Genomic DNA, 15,884 nt, shown 5'->3' on the forward strand with positions numbered 1-15,884 from the left:
GTGTGGATTTAGTTGTGTCGTTGTAATGATTATAGCGACACAACTACTTCTTGGGGGTGTTCGTGACCCGCCTCACCCCGCGCGGACGCTGGTCGGTCCTAGCCGTCTGCTGCCCGAGCCTGTTGATCGTCAGCCTCGACGTCACCGCTCTGAACGTCGCCCTTCCGTCCCTCCAGGAAGACCTGGACAGCCCCCTGACCGGGCTGCAGTGGACGGTCGACGGCTACACCCTCGTCCTGGCGAGCCTGCTGATGTTCTCGGGCTCGCTCGCCGACAGGGTGGGCCGCAGGCGGGTCTTCCGGGTCGGCCTGACGGTCTTCACCACGGCCTCGCTGCTGTGCAGCGCGGCCCCGAGCCTCGGCTGGCTGGTCGCGGCGCGCGTGCTCCAGGCGGTCGGCGGCTCGATGCTCAACCCCGTGGCCCTGTCGATCATCAGCGACGCCTTCCCCGACTCCCGCGAGCGGGCCCGCGCGATCGGCGTGTGGAGCGGCGTCGTCGGGATCAGCATGGCCGCGGGGCCGATCATCGGCGGCGCGCTCGTGGAGGCGGCCGGCTGGCGGGCGATCTTCTGGATCAACGTGCCCATCGGCCTGGCCGCGCTCCTCCTGACCCGGCGGTACGTGCCGGAGTCCCGCGCCGAGCGCCCCCGCCGCGCCGACCCGGTCGGACAGGCCCTGGTCGTCGTCCTGCTCGCCACGGTGACGTACGCGATCATCGAGTCGCCGGTCAGGGGCTGGACGTCACCGCTCGTCGCCGGGTGCGCGGGCGCGGCGCTGTGCGCGCTGCTCGGCTTGCTGCGGTACGAGCCCCGGCGCGCCGACCCCCTCATCGACCTGCGGTTCTTCCGTTCCGTTCCGTTCGCGGGCGCCACCGTCATCGCGGTCGCCGCGTTCTTCGCGCTGGGCGGCTTCCTCTTCCTCAGCTCCCTGTACCTGCAGAACGCACGGGGGCTCGACCCGCTGCACGCCGGTCTGTTCATGCTGCCCATGGCCCTCGCGGCGCTGGTCGCCGCGCCGCTGTCCGGGCGGATCCTCGCGGCCCGGGGCTCCCGCGTGCCCCTGGTGACGGCCGGGACCGCACTGTGCGCGAGCGCCGTCGTGCAGGCGCTGAGCTCTTCGGGACACCTCTCGGCGGTGCCGCTGTTCTGCGCCTACGCGCTGTTCGGCGTCGGCTTCGGGATGGTCACCGCCCCGATCTCCCACACCGCCGTCTCCGCGATGCCGCGCGCGCAGTCCGGCGTGGCCGCCGCGGTGGCCTCGGCCTGCCGCCAGTTCGGCCAGTCGCTCGGCGTGGCGGTCGTCGGCGCGCTCATGGCGGCCGGGGGGCACCCGGGCACGGCGGACTTCCTCCGGGCGAGCCGGACGGCCTGGTGGATCATCGCCGGGTGCGGCGGGGCGATCCTGCTGCTGGGTACGCTCACCTCTGGCCGCTGGGCTCAGTCCACGGCCCGGCTCGCCGCGGAGCGGTTGGCCGCCGAGGAGACCAGAGCGACGGTGAGGACTTGACGGAACGCCCGGGCGACGACACGGACCGGCGGGCGGACGACGCCGGCGCCCCGGTGGACGACGCCACCATGCAGGCGGCCACACGAGCCTGGCAGGGCCTCAACACCCTCCTGATGGACCGCCACAACCGCCGCAAGGAGGTCGCCGACGCGCTCGGCATGAGCTTCAGCCGCATCCGCGCCCTGCGCCGGATCGCCCCCGGCCCGCTCACGCTGCGGGAGTTGGCGCAGCGGCTCGGCGCCGACCCGCCGTACACCACCGTGATCGTCGACGACCTCGTGCGGCGCGGCTTCGCCGAGCGCGTCCCGCACCCGGTCGACCGGCGCGCCAAGCTCGTCCGCCTGACCGCCGAGGGCGAGGCGGCCGCCGCCCGCGCCGCCACGATCCTCTCCGCGCCGCCGGCCGACCTGCTCGCCCTGGACCGCGCGGAGATCGAGGCCCTCGACCGCGTGGTGACGAAACTGCTCGGCTGACCTCGACCGCGCAGCATCGGGACACCGCGGCGCCGCGGCACCCTCAGCCTCGACCGAACCGCGCCCGAGCGACCTCAGGCGGGAATCAGCGCGCAGCTCCGGGCCACGTCGTCCATCGAGAGCTCCAGGGCCACCGCGAGGGCCGCGACGGTGAAGAAGGCGGGTGTCGGCGCCCGCCCGGTCTCGATCTTGCGGAGGGTCTCCGCCGAGATCCCGGCGCACGCGGCCACCTCCGCCATGCTCCGCTCACCGCGCGCCGCGCGCAGCAGGTGACCGAGCCGCTCGCCGCGTTCGCGCTCTTCGGGGGTCAGTGGGGTGCGCACCATGGACTCAGCATACCCCGGACCCCATTCAAATACCGGTATAGTAATTGGCATGGTCGAACTCAAGACAGACACGTCCATCGCGGCGATGCGGGAGGCGGGGCGCGTGGTCGCGCGCGCCCTGACGGCGGTGCGCGAGGCGGCGGCCGTCGGCGTGGTGCTCCGGGACCTGGACGACGTGGCGCACCAGGTCCTGAAGGACGCGGGCGCCACGTCACCGTTCCTGAACTACCACCCGGCGTTCGCTCCGGTCCCCTTCCCCGCCACGCTCATCACGTCGGTGAACGACGCGATCGTGCACGGCATCCCGGACGGCTATCGCCTGCGGGACGGCGACCTGGTCTCCGCGGACTTCGGCGCCAGCCTCGACGGCTGGGTGGGCGATTCGGCCATCAGCTTCATCGTCGGCGCCCCGCGCCCCGAGGACGTGATGCTCATCGGGACCGCCGAGCGGGCCCTGGAGGCGGGCATCGCCGCGGCCGTCGTGGGCAACCGCATCGGCGACATCGCGCACGCGGTCGGCACGGTCTGCCGCGCGGGTGGGTACGGCATCCCGGACGGCTTCGGCGGCCACGGCGTGGGACGGAGCATGCACGAGGACCCCGGGGTGCCGAACGAAGGGCGGCCGGGCCGCGGCATGCCGCTGCGGCACGGCATGGTGCTCGCCATCGAGCCGATGCTGATCGCCGGCGGCACGGACGGCTACCACGCCGCGCCGGACGGCTGGACCCTGCGGACGAACGACGGCAGCCGCGCGGCCCACGTGGAGCACACGGTGGCGATCACGGACGCGGGCCCGCGCATCCTGACGGCCCTGTGAGTACGAAGAGGTCGCTACCGCCCGGGAACCGGAGCGGTACCGACCTCTTCGCACCTCGGACGTCACACGGACGGAACTACCGCCGCGGCTTCACCACCATCGCCGACCCGCCGCCCCTGCGCTCCTTCTCGGCCGCCGCGAGCCACCGCCCGCCCGCGAGCCGCTGCACGCCGGTCGCGGCGCCGATCTCCGGGTTCCGCCGGAAGGCATGGCCGATCGCCTCCAGCTCGCGCCGGGTCTCGCTGTTCCACAGGCCCGGTTCGAGCTCCGTCGTGGCGGCGTTGCGCTGGCTGGCGCGCGGCGCCGCGATGGCGTCGACCAGGGGCAGGCCCCGGTCGAGGAAACCGGTCAGGGTCTGCAGGACGGTCGTGATGATGGTCGCGCCGCCGGGCGAGCCGAGCGCGACGACCGGCCGGTCGTGGCGGTCCAGGACGATGGTCGGCGAGAGCGACGAGCGCGGGCGCTTGCCGGGCCCGGGCAGGTTCGGGTCGTGCACGGCCGGGTTGGCGGGCGCGAAGGAGAAGTCGGTCAGCTCGTTGTTGAGCAGGAAGCCGCGTCCGGGCACGGTGATCCCGCTGCCGCCGGTCTGCTCGATGGTCAGGGTGTACGCGACGACGTTGCCCCACTTGTCGGCCGCCGTCAGATGCGTGGTGTTCTCCCCCTCGTACGTCGTCGGAGCCGCCTTGTCCCCGGCGCGGCAGGGCACGGGGTTGCGCGGGTCGCCGGGCGCGAGCGGGCTCTTGAGGACGGCGTCGTCCTTGATCAGGCAGGCACGGGAGTCCGCGTACTTCTGCGAGAGGAGTTCCTTCTTCGGTACGTCCTCGAAGGCCGGGTCGCCGACCCAGCGCCCCCGGTCGGCGAACGCGATGCGGCTCGCCTCGATGAAGCGGTGCAGATAGCGCGTGCGGGTGGCCTTGGAGAGGTCGGTGCGCTCCAGGATGTTCAGGGCCTCGCCGACGGTGGTGCCGCCGGATGAGGACGGCGCCATGGAGTAGACGCCGAGGCCGCGGTAGGACGTCCTGGTGGGGGTGCGGCGCTTGACCTCGTAGTCGCGCAGGTCCTTCATGGACAGGTCGCCGGGGCGGGCGTTGCGCCCGGATTCCGGGTCCACGGGCGGCTTGTTGACGGTGCGGACCAGGTCACGGCCGAGCCTGCCGCGGTACAGCGTTCCCAGGCCCTTGTCCGCCAGCTCCGCGTACGTCCGCGCGAGGTCGGGGTTCTTGAAGGTCGAGCCGACGACGGGCAGCTTCCCGCCGGGCAGGAAGAGGCGCGCGGTGTCGGGGAAGTCCGCGAACCGCGCCTGGTTCGAGGCGGTCTGGGAGCGGAAGGTCTCATCGACGGTGAAGCCGTGCCGGGCCAGGCGCTCGGCGGGCTTCAGGACCGTGCCCAGCGACTTGCTGCCCCAGGAGTCGAGCGCCTCCTGCCAGGTGGCGGGCGTGCCGGGGGTACCCACGGCCAGACCGCTGGTGACGGCGTCGGCGAACGGCAGCGGCTTGCCGTTCTCCAGGAACAGCTCGGAGTCCGCTGTGCGCGGCGCGGTCTCGCGGCCGTCCAGGGAGCGCACCGTGCGGGACTTCGCGTCGTAGTACACGAAGTATCCGCCGCCGCCGATGCCCGCGGAGTACGGCTCGCTGACGCCGAGGGCCGCGGCCGTGGCGACCGCCGCGTCCACGGCGTTGCCGCCCTTCTTCAGGACCTCGATGCCGGCGGCGGACGCGTCCTGGTCGACGCTCGCGACCGCGCCGCCGTGGCCGACGGCCACGGGGGTCTTCTCCGGGGTGGTGGCACCCGAAGGGCCCGTTCGGGCCGTAGTGACCGATACCGGTCTTGCGCCGGGTTCGGCCGCGGTGGCCGATTCGGCGCTCGTGCCCGGTTGCGCTGAGCGCGAAGGCGAAGGGGGCGCCGCCGCACCGACCGTCACCAATACCCCGCCGACCGCACATAGGGTCAGATTCCGTACGAGACCGCGCCGCATTCGTACCTCCAGTCAACAGCCGTCTGCGCAGCGTAACTTCGGTCTTCCCGCCCCGCCATGGGCTCTTCGAACGAGGCTCCGAATGGCCGCTAGCATGCGCCCCCATGACTCAAGACGTGCGCTATCTCGTCCTCGGCCTGCTCGCGGCCGCGCTCGGTGCCACCTTGGGCTGGCTGCTGCGTTCACAGCTGTGGAAGCGCAGGCTCCGCCGCAAGCAGGCGTTCTTCGGGCTGCCCGCGAACGCCGAGTCGCTGCTCGTGGTCAACCGTGAGGTGAGCGGCCCGGAGCTGCTCGTGACGCGGCACGACGTGTTCTCGCTGCTCGAACTGGCCGCGCTGATCAAGGAGTGCGGCGGGCACGCCCAGATCGTCGCGCACGACGCCGCCCAGCAGGGCTTCGGCGAGCGCACCGAGTTCTGCGTCGGCAACCCGGCGGTCCACCGCCGCATGGCCGCGCACATGCACTCGCTGCTGCCCGGCGTGCGCGTCAACACCGACCCGGAGCCGGGCCCGGACCGGGGCGCCTTCCAGATCGGCTCCGAGCGCTACCGCATGGAGGGCGGCAGGACCGAGTACGTCATCCTGGCCCGCCTGACCGCGGGGCAGGCGCCGGCGGCGCGGCCCGTCTTCCTCTTCTGCGGCCAGCGCGCCATCACCAACCAGGCCGCGACCCGCTATCTGGCCCGCCACCACGAACGCCTCGCCCGCAAGCACGGCAACCACTCCTTCGCGCTGCTCCTGAAGGTCGTGAACTCGCAGGCGTACGGACCGGACGTGGTCGAGCTCGTCGCGGACGTGACCCGCCCCGCCCAGGAGCCCATCCCGGCCCCCGCCCCGGCCCCGCGCAACTCCCACCGCGCCAAGTGACCGGCGCGCCGGCGACGCGCGGACGGGCCCCCGCATGAGCGGCATGTGAGCGCGCCCCCACAGAACGTATGCCGCGAATAACGCCTCTATGACGTAGTCGGCAATTTCCGGGCAACGGGCAACCAGAGCGGACCTCGCGCACTCTCACTCCGGGCAGGCAGTCAACATCCGCACGGAGGTACGTTCCCTTGAGGTCCCGGTCCCTGAGCCCGGCGCAGCGCCGACGCTCCATACGCCCCCGCCACGCCGCCGTCGCGGGCGTCGCGGCCCTGGCGGCCACCCTGTCCGCCTGCTCGGACGGCGGCTCCGGCTCCGACGACGCCGAGGCCGTCAAGCCGAAGGTCTCCGTGAACCTCACCGGCGGCCAGGCCAAGGCGGGCGCCCCCGTGACCGTGAAGCTGGCCACCGAGGACGTCAAGCTGAAGGACGTCGCCGTCGCCGACGCCGAGGGCACGAAGCTCGCGGGCAAGGTCGCCGCCGACGGCCGCAGCTGGACCTCGGCGCGCAACGCCGCGCCCGGCACCAGCTACACCCTGCGGGCCACCACCGACCAGGGCGGTCGGACGACGAGGTCCTTCAAGACGGCCCCGCCCGAGAAGGTCAACAAGGTCACGATCACGCCGGGCAGCAGCCTCAAGACCGTCGGCGTGGCGCAGCCCCTGTCGATCGTCTTCGACAACCCCGTCAGGAACAAGGCCGAGGTGGAGAAGCACCTCAAGGTCAGCACGTCGAACGACACCACCGGGTCCTGGGGCTGGATCAAGAACTACGACGGCAAGGACCGCGTCGACTGGCGCCCGAAGGAGTACTGGAAGTCCGGCACGAAGGTGGAGCTGGACGCCCAGCTCAACGGCGTCGACTCGGGTGCGGACGGCGGCTGGTTCGTGCGGGACTACGACACCGCGGTGACCGTCGGCAGGAACCAGGTCGTCAAGGTGGACCTGGACAGCAAGACGGCGACGCTGACGCGGGACGGCAAGGCCGTCAAGCGGGTTCCGATGTCGGCGGGCACCCCCGGCGGCGAGAAGGCGTCCTGGGGCGGCACGTCGGTCCTGATGGCCAAGGAGGGCACGATCAACATGCGCTCCGAGACCGTCGGCCTCGGTGACGCCTACGACAAGATGGTCGACTACTCGATGCGGCTGACCTGGTCGGGCATGTACGCGCACGCCGCGCCCTGGAACGCCGCGTACTTCGGCAACACCAACCACAGCTCCGGCTGCGTCGGCATGAGCACCTCCGACGCCTCCTGGCTGTACGGCCAGGTCCAGGTCGGCGACCCGTTCGAGGTCACGGGCTCCGGCTCCAAGGGCACGCCGGACCCGGGCAACGGCTACGGCGAGTGGAACCTCTCCTGGGCCGACTGGCAGGCCAAGAGCGCGCTGAAGTCCGCCTCTTGAGGTGACATCCACGTCAACAATCGTTACCCGGGCGTAACTTACCGACGGGTTACCCCGGGTAAAGAACCACGGTTACCGTTCGGTCACTTTGCACTTTCAACAAGTGAGGAGTGACCCGTGCGAGACCCCCACCAGTCCCTGCGGTCCACGACCGCGGGGGCCGTCTCCGCCGCCCTGATCGCGGGCGCCGCCTTCGGGCTTGCGCCCGCGGCCCAGGCCGCACCCGCCGAACGCCCCGCCGCGGCGGCCACCGCGAGCGTGCGCTTCGTCGACATCCCCGGCGACGGCGGCACCGTCCTCAAGGCCAACGTCGTCACGCCCGCGGGCGCGACGGCGGACAGCTCGTACCCCGCGATCGTGCTGCCCACCAGCTGGGCCATGCCGCAGATCGAATACATCGCCCAGGCCAAGAAGCTCGCCGCCGCCGGGTACGTCGTCGTCAGCTACAACTCCCGCGGCTTCTGGCAGTCCGGCGGCGAGATCGAGGTCGGCGGCCCCGAGGACATCGCCGACGCCTCCAAGGTCATCGACTGGACGCTGAGGAACACCCCCACCGACCCCGGCAAGGTCGGCATGGCGGGCGTCAGTTACGGCGCGGGCATCAGCCTCCTCGCCGCTGCCCACGACAAGCGCGTCAAGGCGGTCGGCGCGCTCAGCGGCTGGGGCGATCTGGTCGAGTCCATCTACAGCGGCCGCACCCAGCACGCCCAGGCGGGCGCCCTGCTCGGCGGCGCGGGCCACCTCACCGGACGCCCCAGCGCCGAACTGAAGCGCATCCTCAAGGACTTCCTCGGCTCGAACCTCGACAGCGAGGACGAGATGATCGCGTGGGGCAGCAAGCGCTCCCCCGCGACCTACCTGGACCGCCTCAACAAGAACGGCGCCGCGATCCTCCTCGCCAACGCCTGGGGCGACACCATCTTCCCGCCCAACCAGTACGCGAGCTTCTACGAGAAGCTGACGGGCCCCAAGCGCCTGGAGTTCCGCCCCGGCGACCACGCCACCGCCGAGGCCACCGGCCTGCTCGGCCTGCCCAACGACACCTGGACGACCACCGAGCGCTGGTTCGACCACTACCTCAAGGGCGAGAAGAACGGCATCGACCGGGAGCAGCCGGTCCAGCTCAAGTCGCGGTCCACGGGCGGCTACGAGGGCTACCCGGACTGGAAGTCGGTCGGCGCGACCAGCAAGAAGATCGCCCTCTCGGGCTCCACCACGATCCGCGCGAACGTCGACTCCGGCGCCAACGGCGGCATCGTGATGCTGTCCAACACCCTCGACCAGTTCCTGAAGCTGCCGCCGGTGGCGTCGATGCCGCTGCTGCCGCGCCGGTACGCGGCGGTCTGGCAGTCCGAGCGGGCACCGCGGGAACAGCGGGTGCGCGGCACCGCGAAGCTGCACACGACGGTGACCAGCACCAAGGAGAGCGGAACCCTCGTCGCGTACCTCTACGACGTGGGCCCGCTCGGCCTCGGCAAGCTGGTCAGCAACGCGCCGTACACCTTCCACGGCAAGACCCCGGGCAAGCCGTTCGCCGTCGACCTGGAGCTGTTCTCCACGGCCTACGACGTCCCGGCGGGGCACCGGCTCGCCCTGGTCGTCGACACGGTCGACCCGCTCTATGTCGAGCACAACCCGTCCGGCGCGCAGCTGACCTTCTCCTCGCCCGGAACCGACCCGTCGTACGTGTCGGTCCCCCTGCGCGAGCAGTGATCTCCGGCTGCTGCCGGGCGGGCCTGGCCCTCCAGCTGCTGCTCCCGTCAGGGGCCGGGGGCCCTGGGGGGACCCCCGCCCGGCAGCAGCGTCCCTGGTTCAGCCGGGGCGACATCCACGGCCTCTGTCTTGGGACTGCGCTGCTGACGCTTGGACACCCAGTAGGCGAACCACGAAAGCAGCATGCACATCCCGATGTAGATCGGTGAGATCACCATGACCACGGGGATGAAAGGCAAATCGTAGTCGAGATTCGACGCGATCAGCTTCCCGGCGTGGAGGAACTCCTCATAGGTGATCAGATAGCCGAGTGAGGTGTCCTTCAGGGCCACGACCAACTGGCTGATGATGGCGGGCAACATGGCCCGCACCGCCTGCGGCACCAGGACGTACGACATGACCTGGGTCTTTCTCATCCCCAGCGCGTAGGCTGCCTCCCTCTGGCCGCGCTCGACCGAGTTGACGCCGGAGCGGAACACCTCGGCGAGCACGGAACCGTTGTAGAGCGTGAGCCCGGCGACCAGCGCCGGCAGCGGCTGGACCTTCAGCGCCACGAAGACGAAGAAGATCATCACGAGCACGGGCATGGCCCGGAAGAACTCCACCAGGAGCGTGGCGACCCAGCGCACAGGGCGGTGGTCCGAGAGCCGTCCGGTGGCGAGCAGCCCACCGAGGGCGAGCGAGAGCACGGCGGCGATCGCGAAGGCCTTCAGCGTGTTGCCGAGCCCGCGCAGCAGCAGTTCCTGGATGCCCTTGTACTCGAACGGCGTCCACTTGGTGGCGGTGAACTGGTCGGTGTCGAACAGCAGATACAGGATCCAGCCGACGAGCGCGACGATCACGGCGGTGGAGACGACGCCGTAGACGAGGTGTCTGCGGCGGGTCCGCGGGCCCGGGATGTCGTAGAGCGCGGTGGCTTCGGGAGCGTGGGCGGTGGTGGTCATCGGGCGACTCCCCAGCGCTTCTCGAGGACGTTGAAGACGGCGCTGATGGCGAGGGTGATGATCAGGTAGCCGAGGGCGATCCAGACGAAGGTCCAGATGATGCTGTAGCCGAGTTCGCTGAGGGTCTTGTAGCTGCCGAGCAGTTCGGTGACGCTGAACGCCCCGGCGATGGCGGAGTTCTTGGCGAGCGCGATGAGCGTGGAGCCGACCGGCGGGATGACCGAGCGGAACGCCTGCGGGAGCACCACCGCGGACAGCGTCTGACTGAAGGTCATGCCGAGGCTGCGGGCCGCCTCGCCCTGCCCCTTGGGCACGGTGTTGATGCCCGAGCGCAGCGCCTCGCAGATGAACGCCGAGGTGTAGCAGCCGAGCGCGAGCACCGCGAACACCTTGAAGGGCAGCACGAGTCCGAACCGCGGCAGGCCCAGCAGCACCGCGAAGAACAGCAGCGTCAGCGGCGTGTTCCGCAGGACGGCCACCCACACGGCCCCGAACACCCGGAACGACCCGACGGGGGCGACCCGGAACGAGGCCATCACGAACCCGAGCGCGAGCGCGAGCAGCGAGGCGTACACGGTGAGTTCCACGGTGCCGAGGAAGCCGTCCCCGAACGTGGAGAAGTTGTCTGTCAGTACGTCCACGACGCCTCCTCAGCTCGCCGGGTAGCGGTCGATGGCGGGCGGCTTCGGCGCCGGGACGCCGGAGAGCCCGAGGGTCGCGTCGTACGCCTTCTTCCAGTCGCCGTCCTTCTCCCGGGCGGCGAGGGCGTCGTCGACGGCGAACCGCAGCGTGGTGTCGCCGCGCGGCACCCCGATGCCGTAGGGCTCCTTCGAGAACGGCTTGCCGACCAGCTTGAGTTCGTCGGGCACCTTGGCCGCGTACCCGATGAGGATCGCGTCGTCGGTGGTGACGGCGTCGACCTGATAGGTCAGCAGATTGTCGACACACACGGAGTACGTGTCGTACGCGACGAGCGTCGCCTTCGGGTAGTCCTGCTTGATGCGCTGGTACGGCGTGGAGCCCGCGGCGGAGCACACGCGCTTGCCGTTCAGGTCCTCGGGGCCCTTGATGTCGTCCTCGTCGTGCCGCACGAGCAGGCCCTGCCCGGCCATGTAGTAGGGGCCCGCGAAGCCGACGAGCTTCTTGCGGAGGTCGTTGATGGTGTAGGTGCCGACGTAGTAGTCGATCTGCCCGTTCTGCAGGGCGGTCTCGCGGTTGGCGGAGGCGATCGTCTTGAAGGAGATCCTCGCGGGGTCGAGGCCGAGGGAGGCCGAGACCATCTTGGCGATCTCGATGTCGAAGCCCGAGTACCTGCCGGTCGCCGGGTCCTTCTCGCCGAGGTAGGGCTGGTCCTCCTTGGCGCCCACGACGAAGCGGCCGCGGCTCTTGGCCTTGCGCCAGGTGCCGGACTTCGTCAGCTCGAAGCCCTTGGCCACCTGGTACTTCGGCAGCTCACCGGCCGCGGGGCCCTTGGTCGGGGGGCTGCCCTCCTTGCCGCAGGCGGCGGTGGCCAGGGCGGTGAGGACGAGCGCGGCGAACAGACGTGTCGTACGGAGCATGCTCAGCCCCCCGTCAGTGCTTGAGGATCTTGGAGAGGAAGTCCTTGGCGCGTTCGCTCTCCGGGTGGGTGAAGAAGTCCTCGGGGGCCCGGTCCTCGACGATGCGGCCGTCGGCCATGAAGACCACGCGGTTGGCGGCCGAGCGGGCGAAGCCCATCTCGTGGGTGACGACGACCATGGTCATGCCGTCCCTGGCGAGCTGCTGCATGACTTCGAGGACCTCGTTGATCATCTCCGGGTCGAGGGCCGACGTCGGCTCGTCGAAGAGCATGACCTTGGGGTCCATGGCCAGCGCGCGGGCGATGGCCACGCGCTGCTGCTGGCCGCCGGAGAGCTGCGCCGGGTACTTGTCGGCGTGCGCGCTGAGGCCGACGCGTTCGAGCAGCTCACGGGAGCGCTGGTCCGCCTCGTCCTTCTTGCGGCCCCTGACCTTCACCTGGCCCATGGAGACGTTCTGCAGCACGGTCTTGTGCGCGAAGAGGTTGAACGACTGAAAGACCATGCCCACTTCGGAGCGCAGCCGCGCCAGCTCCTTGCCCTCCTCGGGCAGCGGCTGTCCGTCGAGGCTGATCCGGCCCGACTGAATGGTCTCGAGACGGTTGATCGTCCGGCAGAGCGTTGATTTTCCCGACCCCGAAGGGCCGATGACCACGACCACCTCCCCCTTGCCGACGGTGAGGTCGATGTCCTGGAGGACATGCAGCTCTCCGTAGTACTTGTTCACATCACGCAGCTCGATCAACGGATCGACGGCCATGCCCAGACCTGCCCACTCATCGCGGTGTCGGTCAGCGCAAACTATCCACGCGAAAACGGGACTTACTGGACGACACGCACTTATGGGCATTAACCGTATTTGAGGCTATGTTTCCTGGCGGCTACGTCTCGGACGCCTCCGCGTACACCTGAGACAACTCGGGGGTCCCCTGGACCGCCCAGTCGAGCCCCGCGGCGACCACGTCGATCTCCCGCCCGGACACCAGGCGCACCACCGGGGTGCCCCCCGGAAGGACCTGCCAGACCGCGCCCGGCACGGTCCGCACGATCACCGTGCCCAGATACAGGCCCGCGTCGTTGCCGAGCCAGGGCAGCGTCTCCGCGTCGTCGCGCCAGCGCGGCGGCAGCTGGTCCAGGGCGGCCAGGGACGCCGGGGAGTCATCGAGTTCGAGGCCGGCTCCGCCCGCCTGCGAGCGCAGCAGCTCGCACTCGGCCAGCAGTTCGCCCACACCGACCGGGTCGTCCTCGAAGGCGGCCGCGAGCCGCAGCCCCGGCTCGCCCGGATGCCGCTTGCGCCATTTGTCCAAGAACGGAATGTTCATGACCGGCCTCTCCGTGGGGTGCCCGGGGCGGCCTCCCCGGACGGGCCGGGGCGGCCGGACGGCGGATCTGCGCTTCAAAGGAATGTATCTTGCGGCAGTTGATCACGGAATGAGTGGAATCGACGGAACCAGGAGCGTCAGCGACGGGTGAAGGCCAGGATCGTGGCCAGGTTCATCGGGCGGCGGGTGGAGAGGTAGAGGTAGGGCGCGGTGTGGTGCGGGCCCCGCAGCTCGACGCGCAGCGCCGTGGGGACGTAGGCGCGCAGCAGGAGCAGGGCGTAGGCGTTCGCCTTGTACGTGCGCCACTCGAAGGCCTCGCCCGCGTCGAGGATCTCCGTGCCGCCGAGGTCGTCGATCGGGATGACCCGGTCGCCCACGACGAGCGTGCCGGGCGTCACGACGATGCGGGCCGAGCCGTAGCGGTGGACCAGCGGGCCGAGGACGCCGACGACGAGGAGCACGCCGAACACGGCGGCCACGGGCCCGAACGGCAGCAGCAGCCCGCCGAGGAGACAGCCCGCGAGCACGACGAGGAACCACCACACGGCCGGGACGCTCAGGCGCTCATCGTAAAGGTGCATGCGGCCATCCTGGCACTGGCGTACGGGCCGGGGTGAGGGGGCCGCCCCATGGACGGGGCGCGCGACCCCGGCCCGCGGTCGGGACGTCGGGAGGGGCGCCGCCCGGCCCGGGTGGGCGACCTTGGCCGGATCGTGTGCCGGTGGCCATGCCGCGTTCATTGACGGGCATCTGACTGCTCCTTAGTTTCATCACGCACCATCAGCTTCATCACGCACCGCCGGATTCATCACGCACCGTCTGTCGTCAGCAGCCGCATGAGGCGCCATCAGTTCGTGGTGTGCGCGTCGTGCGCGTCGTGTCCGCCGTGCACCACGTCGTAGGAGGGATCCGTCGTGCGAAGACGCATCTGGGGAGCCGCCGCCGTACTCGCCCTGCTCACGGGTCTCGCGCCGGTGGCCGCCGCCGAGGCGGCGCCGGGGCAGGCGGCGCAGCGCTCGCCCTCGCCGAAGAACTCCCGGCCGCTGCCCCTGGAGCGGCTGTTCGACAACCGGGCCGTCAGTGACGACGCGCGGCCCGGCGGGGCCGACTTCGACGGGGCCGGAGCGTCGTTGTCCGCGCGGGACCTGGCCGCCGCCGGCTGGACCCCCGGCCGGGCGCTCGGCGTCGACGGCGCCCGGGTCACCTGGCCGGACACGGCGGCGGGCGAGCCGGACAACGTACGGGCCGACGGGCAGTCGGTGCGGGTGCGCGGGCGCGGGGACGCGCTCGCGTTCCTGGTCGCGGGCACGGGCGGCAGCGCGACCGGGACGGGCAGCGTGCGCTACCGGGACGGCTCGCGCACCCCCTACCGCCTGACGGCCCCGGACTGGCGCGGCGGCCCCCTCGCCACCAAGTCCGTCGCCCTGCCCCACATCAACACGCCCGGCGGCCAACTCACCGAGCGCGCCCGGCTGTACGTGGTCACGGTGCCGGTCGTCCGAGGGCGCGAGGTGGCCTCCGTGGTCCTGCCCCGCGACCCCGGCGCCGGCACCGACCTGCATGTCTTCGCCGTGTCGGTGCGGGGCGAGACCAAGGGGTGGACGGGCACCTGGGCGGCCTCGACCGCCGGGCAGACGGCGGTGGGGCCCTGGCAGGACCGGACCGTCCGTCTCGTGGTGCACACCAGCGCCGGGGGGCCGCGGGTCCGGATCCGGCTCGACAACACCTTCGCGGCCGCGCCGGTACGGATCGGGAGCGCCACGGTCGCCGTGCGGGCGGCGGGCGCCGGGGCCCGGGGGGAGCCGGTGGCGCTGCGGTTCGGCGGGCGTACCGGTGCCGAGATTCCCGCCGGGGCGCAGGTGTTCAGCGATCCGCTGCGGTTCGCGGTGCCCTCGGACGCGCATCTCCTCGTCAGCTTCCACCTGCCGGGCCCGGTGGCCTCCGCGCCCGTGCACAGCCAGGCCCTCCAGACCTCGTACGTCAGCGGGCCCGGCGACCACACGGCCGACGGCTCCGGCGCCCCGTACACCTCGACGCTGCGGACCTGGCCGCTGCTCACCGGCGTCGACGTCGGCGGCGGGCCCGGGTCCGTGGTGCTGCTCGGCGACTCCATCACCGACGGCGTCGGCTCCACGCCCGACACCGACCGGCGCTGGCCCGACGAGCTGGCCCGGCGCCTTCTCGACCAGGGCCCCGGTTCCGGGGTGCCGCGCTACGGCGTCCTGAACCAGGGCATCTCCGCGAACCGCGTCCTCACCGACCGCTACCCCGGCGACGGCGTGTCCACCGACACCGGTGGCGTCAGCGCCCTGCACCGCCTCGACCGGGACGTCTTCGCCCAGACCTCCGCGCGGACCCTCGTTGTCTTCGAAGGCGTCAACGACGTGCGGGCCGGGGCGGCCGCCTCGGACGTCGTCGCCGGGCTGCGTGAGATCGCCCTGCGGGCGCGGGAGCGGGGGATGCGGGTGGTCGCTGCGACCGTCGTGCCCTGTGAGGGGGAGGCCCGGTGCACTGCCGCGGTGGACGCGGAGCGGGTGAAGGTCAACTCCTACCTGCGGGGCGGCGGCGACTTCGACGCCGTCCTCGACTTCGACGCCGTGCTGCGTGATCCCGCCCGTCCGGCGCGGATGCTGCCCGCCTACGACAGCGGGGACCATCTCCATCCGGGCGATGCGGGGCTCGCTGCGCTGGCCGGGTCGGTGCCGTTGGGGGTGCTGGTGCCGTAGGCCTGCCGGGGGCTCCCCTGCCCCGCCCCTTCCCGAAACCGGGGCTCCGCCCCGGACCCCGGATCGGCGCTGCGCGCCTCGTCCTCAATCGCCGGGCGGGCTGGAAAATCCAGCCCGCCCGGCGATTGAGGAGCGGAGTGCCAGGGCGGAGCCCCAGGAGGGGCGGGCGGGTGGGGAAAAGCCCCTCCGGCGATGGGGGACGAGCGCGCAGCGCGATCGGCAGCGGACCGTCCCGCCCGCACGGGACACCCGACCGGCTGG

The 15,884-nt window shown here is 71.6% G+C and carries 15 protein-coding genes; 7 read left to right on the top strand and 8 right to left on the bottom strand.

The window, feature by feature from the left end:
- Positions 1 to 62 precede the first annotated feature (62 nt).
- Both QUY26_RS07180 and QUY26_RS07185 read left to right on the top strand, forming a co-directional pair.
- Entirely contained in the window at positions 63 to 1,505 is a 1,443-nt protein-coding gene (locus QUY26_RS07180) for an MFS transporter (RefSeq protein WP_289944283.1), read from the top strand.
- A complete protein-coding gene (locus tag QUY26_RS07185) occupies positions 1,502 to 1,978 on the top strand; it encodes a MarR family winged helix-turn-helix transcriptional regulator (protein WP_289944284.1) in 477 nt (158 codons plus the stop codon). The genes QUY26_RS07180 and QUY26_RS07185 overlap by 4 nt, the downstream gene beginning before the upstream one ends.
- Positions 1,979 to 2,052: 74 nt before the next feature.
- On the opposite strand, the gene QUY26_RS07190 is transcribed toward QUY26_RS07185, so the two are convergent.
- Complete coding sequence (locus QUY26_RS07190) at positions 2,053 to 2,304, bottom strand: helix-turn-helix domain-containing protein (RefSeq protein WP_289944290.1); 252 nt, start codon at positions 2,302 to 2,304, stop codon at positions 2,053 to 2,055.
- Between the two features lie 49 nt (positions 2,305 to 2,353).
- On the opposite strand from QUY26_RS07190, the gene map reads away from it, so the two are divergent.
- Positions 2,354 to 3,121, top strand: coding sequence for a type I methionyl aminopeptidase (gene map, locus QUY26_RS07195; protein ID WP_289944291.1), 768 nt, complete (start codon positions 2,354 to 2,356; stop codon positions 3,119 to 3,121).
- 76 nt (positions 3,122 to 3,197) lie between these two features.
- On the opposite strand, the gene ggt is transcribed toward map, so the two are convergent.
- Positions 3,198 to 5,096, bottom strand: a complete 1,899-nt coding sequence (gene ggt / locus QUY26_RS07200; protein WP_289944292.1) for a gamma-glutamyltransferase — start codon at positions 5,094 to 5,096, stop codon at positions 3,198 to 3,200.
- A 104-nt stretch (positions 5,097 to 5,200) separates the two neighbouring features.
- Between ggt and QUY26_RS07205 the strand changes: the two genes are divergently transcribed.
- The 3 genes from QUY26_RS07205 to QUY26_RS07215 all read left to right on the top strand — a co-directional run bounded on the left by QUY26_RS07205 (position 5,201) and on the right by QUY26_RS07215 (position 9,075).
- A complete protein-coding gene (locus QUY26_RS07205) occupies positions 5,201 to 5,962 on the top strand; it encodes a hypothetical protein (protein ID WP_289944294.1) in 762 nt (253 codons plus the stop codon).
- A 188-nt stretch (positions 5,963 to 6,150) separates the two neighbouring features.
- The gene (locus QUY26_RS07210) at positions 6,151 to 7,362 is read left to right on the top strand and encodes an Ig-like domain-containing protein (protein ID WP_436840282.1); all 1,212 of its coding nucleotides are present in this window, start codon (positions 6,151 to 6,153) and stop codon (positions 7,360 to 7,362) included.
- 117 nt (positions 7,363 to 7,479) lie between these two features.
- The gene (locus QUY26_RS07215) at positions 7,480 to 9,075 is read left to right on the top strand and encodes a CocE/NonD family hydrolase (protein ID WP_289944295.1); all 1,596 of its coding nucleotides are present in this window, start codon (positions 7,480 to 7,482) and stop codon (positions 9,073 to 9,075) included.
- A gap of 47 nt (positions 9,076 to 9,122) precedes the next feature.
- Here the strand turns inward: QUY26_RS07215 and QUY26_RS07220 are convergent, their stop codons facing one another.
- The 6 genes from QUY26_RS07220 to QUY26_RS07245 form a co-directional block, all read right to left on the bottom strand.
- Positions 9,123 to 10,019 (bottom strand): amino acid ABC transporter permease, encoded by an 897-nt coding sequence (locus tag QUY26_RS07220; RefSeq protein ID WP_030361851.1) that lies wholly within the window; start codon positions 10,017 to 10,019, stop codon positions 9,123 to 9,125.
- Complete coding sequence (locus QUY26_RS07225) at positions 10,016 to 10,660, bottom strand: amino acid ABC transporter permease (RefSeq protein WP_289944296.1); 645 nt, start codon at positions 10,658 to 10,660, stop codon at positions 10,016 to 10,018. Before QUY26_RS07225 ends, QUY26_RS07220 begins: the two co-directional genes overlap by 4 nt.
- Before the next feature lie 9 nt (positions 10,661 to 10,669).
- On the bottom strand, positions 10,670 to 11,578 hold the full coding sequence (locus QUY26_RS07230; RefSeq protein WP_289944297.1) for a glutamate ABC transporter substrate-binding protein: 909 nt from the start codon (positions 11,576 to 11,578) through the stop codon (positions 10,670 to 10,672).
- Between the two features lie 13 nt (positions 11,579 to 11,591).
- Entirely contained in the window at positions 11,592 to 12,335 is a 744-nt protein-coding gene (locus tag QUY26_RS07235; RefSeq protein WP_289944298.1) for an amino acid ABC transporter ATP-binding protein, read from the bottom strand.
- Positions 12,336 to 12,456: 121 nt separating this feature from the next.
- On the bottom strand, positions 12,457 to 12,897 hold the full coding sequence (locus tag QUY26_RS07240) for a DUF6278 family protein (RefSeq protein WP_289944300.1): 441 nt from the start codon (positions 12,895 to 12,897) through the stop codon (positions 12,457 to 12,459).
- A gap of 137 nt (positions 12,898 to 13,034) precedes the next feature.
- Positions 13,035 to 13,478 carry a DUF3093 family protein gene (locus tag QUY26_RS07245; RefSeq protein WP_289944301.1) on the bottom strand — a complete coding sequence of 148 codons (444 nt, stop codon included), beginning with the start codon at positions 13,476 to 13,478 and terminating at the stop codon, positions 13,035 to 13,037.
- A 333-nt stretch (positions 13,479 to 13,811) separates the two neighbouring features.
- On the opposite strand from QUY26_RS07245, the gene QUY26_RS07250 reads away from it, so the two are divergent.
- The gene (locus QUY26_RS07250; RefSeq protein WP_289944303.1) at positions 13,812 to 15,623 is read left to right on the top strand and encodes an SGNH/GDSL hydrolase family protein; all 1,812 of its coding nucleotides are present in this window, start codon (positions 13,812 to 13,814) and stop codon (positions 15,621 to 15,623) included.
- Positions 15,624 to 15,884 lie beyond the last annotated feature (261 nt).

This window comes from Streptomyces flavofungini, from assembly GCF_030388665.1.
GTDB classification, from domain to species: domain Bacteria; phylum Actinomycetota; class Actinomycetes; order Streptomycetales; family Streptomycetaceae; genus Streptomyces; species Streptomyces flavofungini_A.

Excerpts from the sequence above, each read along its gene's own strand:
- map (WP_289944291.1), top strand. The coding sequence starts at position 2,354 with ATGGTCGAACTCAAGACAGACACGTCCATCGCGGCGATGCGGGAGGCG.
- QUY26_RS07240 (WP_289944300.1), bottom strand. The coding sequence starts at position 12,897 with ATGAACATTCCGTTCTTGGACAAATGGCGCAAGCGGCATCCGGGCGAG.
- QUY26_RS07220 (WP_030361851.1), bottom strand. The coding sequence starts at position 10,019 with ATGACCACCACCGCCCACGCTCCCGAAGCCACCGCGCTCTACGACATC.
- QUY26_RS07190 (WP_289944290.1), bottom strand. The coding sequence starts at position 2,304 with ATGGTGCGCACCCCACTGACCCCCGAAGAGCGCGAACGCGGCGAGCGG.
- ggt (WP_289944292.1), bottom strand. The coding sequence starts at position 5,096 with ATGCGGCGCGGTCTCGTACGGAATCTGACCCTATGTGCGGTCGGCGGG.
- QUY26_RS07245 (WP_289944301.1), bottom strand. The coding sequence starts at position 13,478 with ATGCACCTTTACGATGAGCGCCTGAGCGTCCCGGCCGTGTGGTGGTTC.
- QUY26_RS07205 (WP_289944294.1), top strand. The coding sequence starts at position 5,201 with ATGACTCAAGACGTGCGCTATCTCGTCCTCGGCCTGCTCGCGGCCGCG.
- QUY26_RS07230 (WP_289944297.1), bottom strand. The coding sequence starts at position 11,578 with ATGCTCCGTACGACACGTCTGTTCGCCGCGCTCGTCCTCACCGCCCTG.
- QUY26_RS07235 (WP_289944298.1), bottom strand. The coding sequence starts at position 12,335 with ATGGCCGTCGATCCGTTGATCGAGCTGCGTGATGTGAACAAGTACTAC.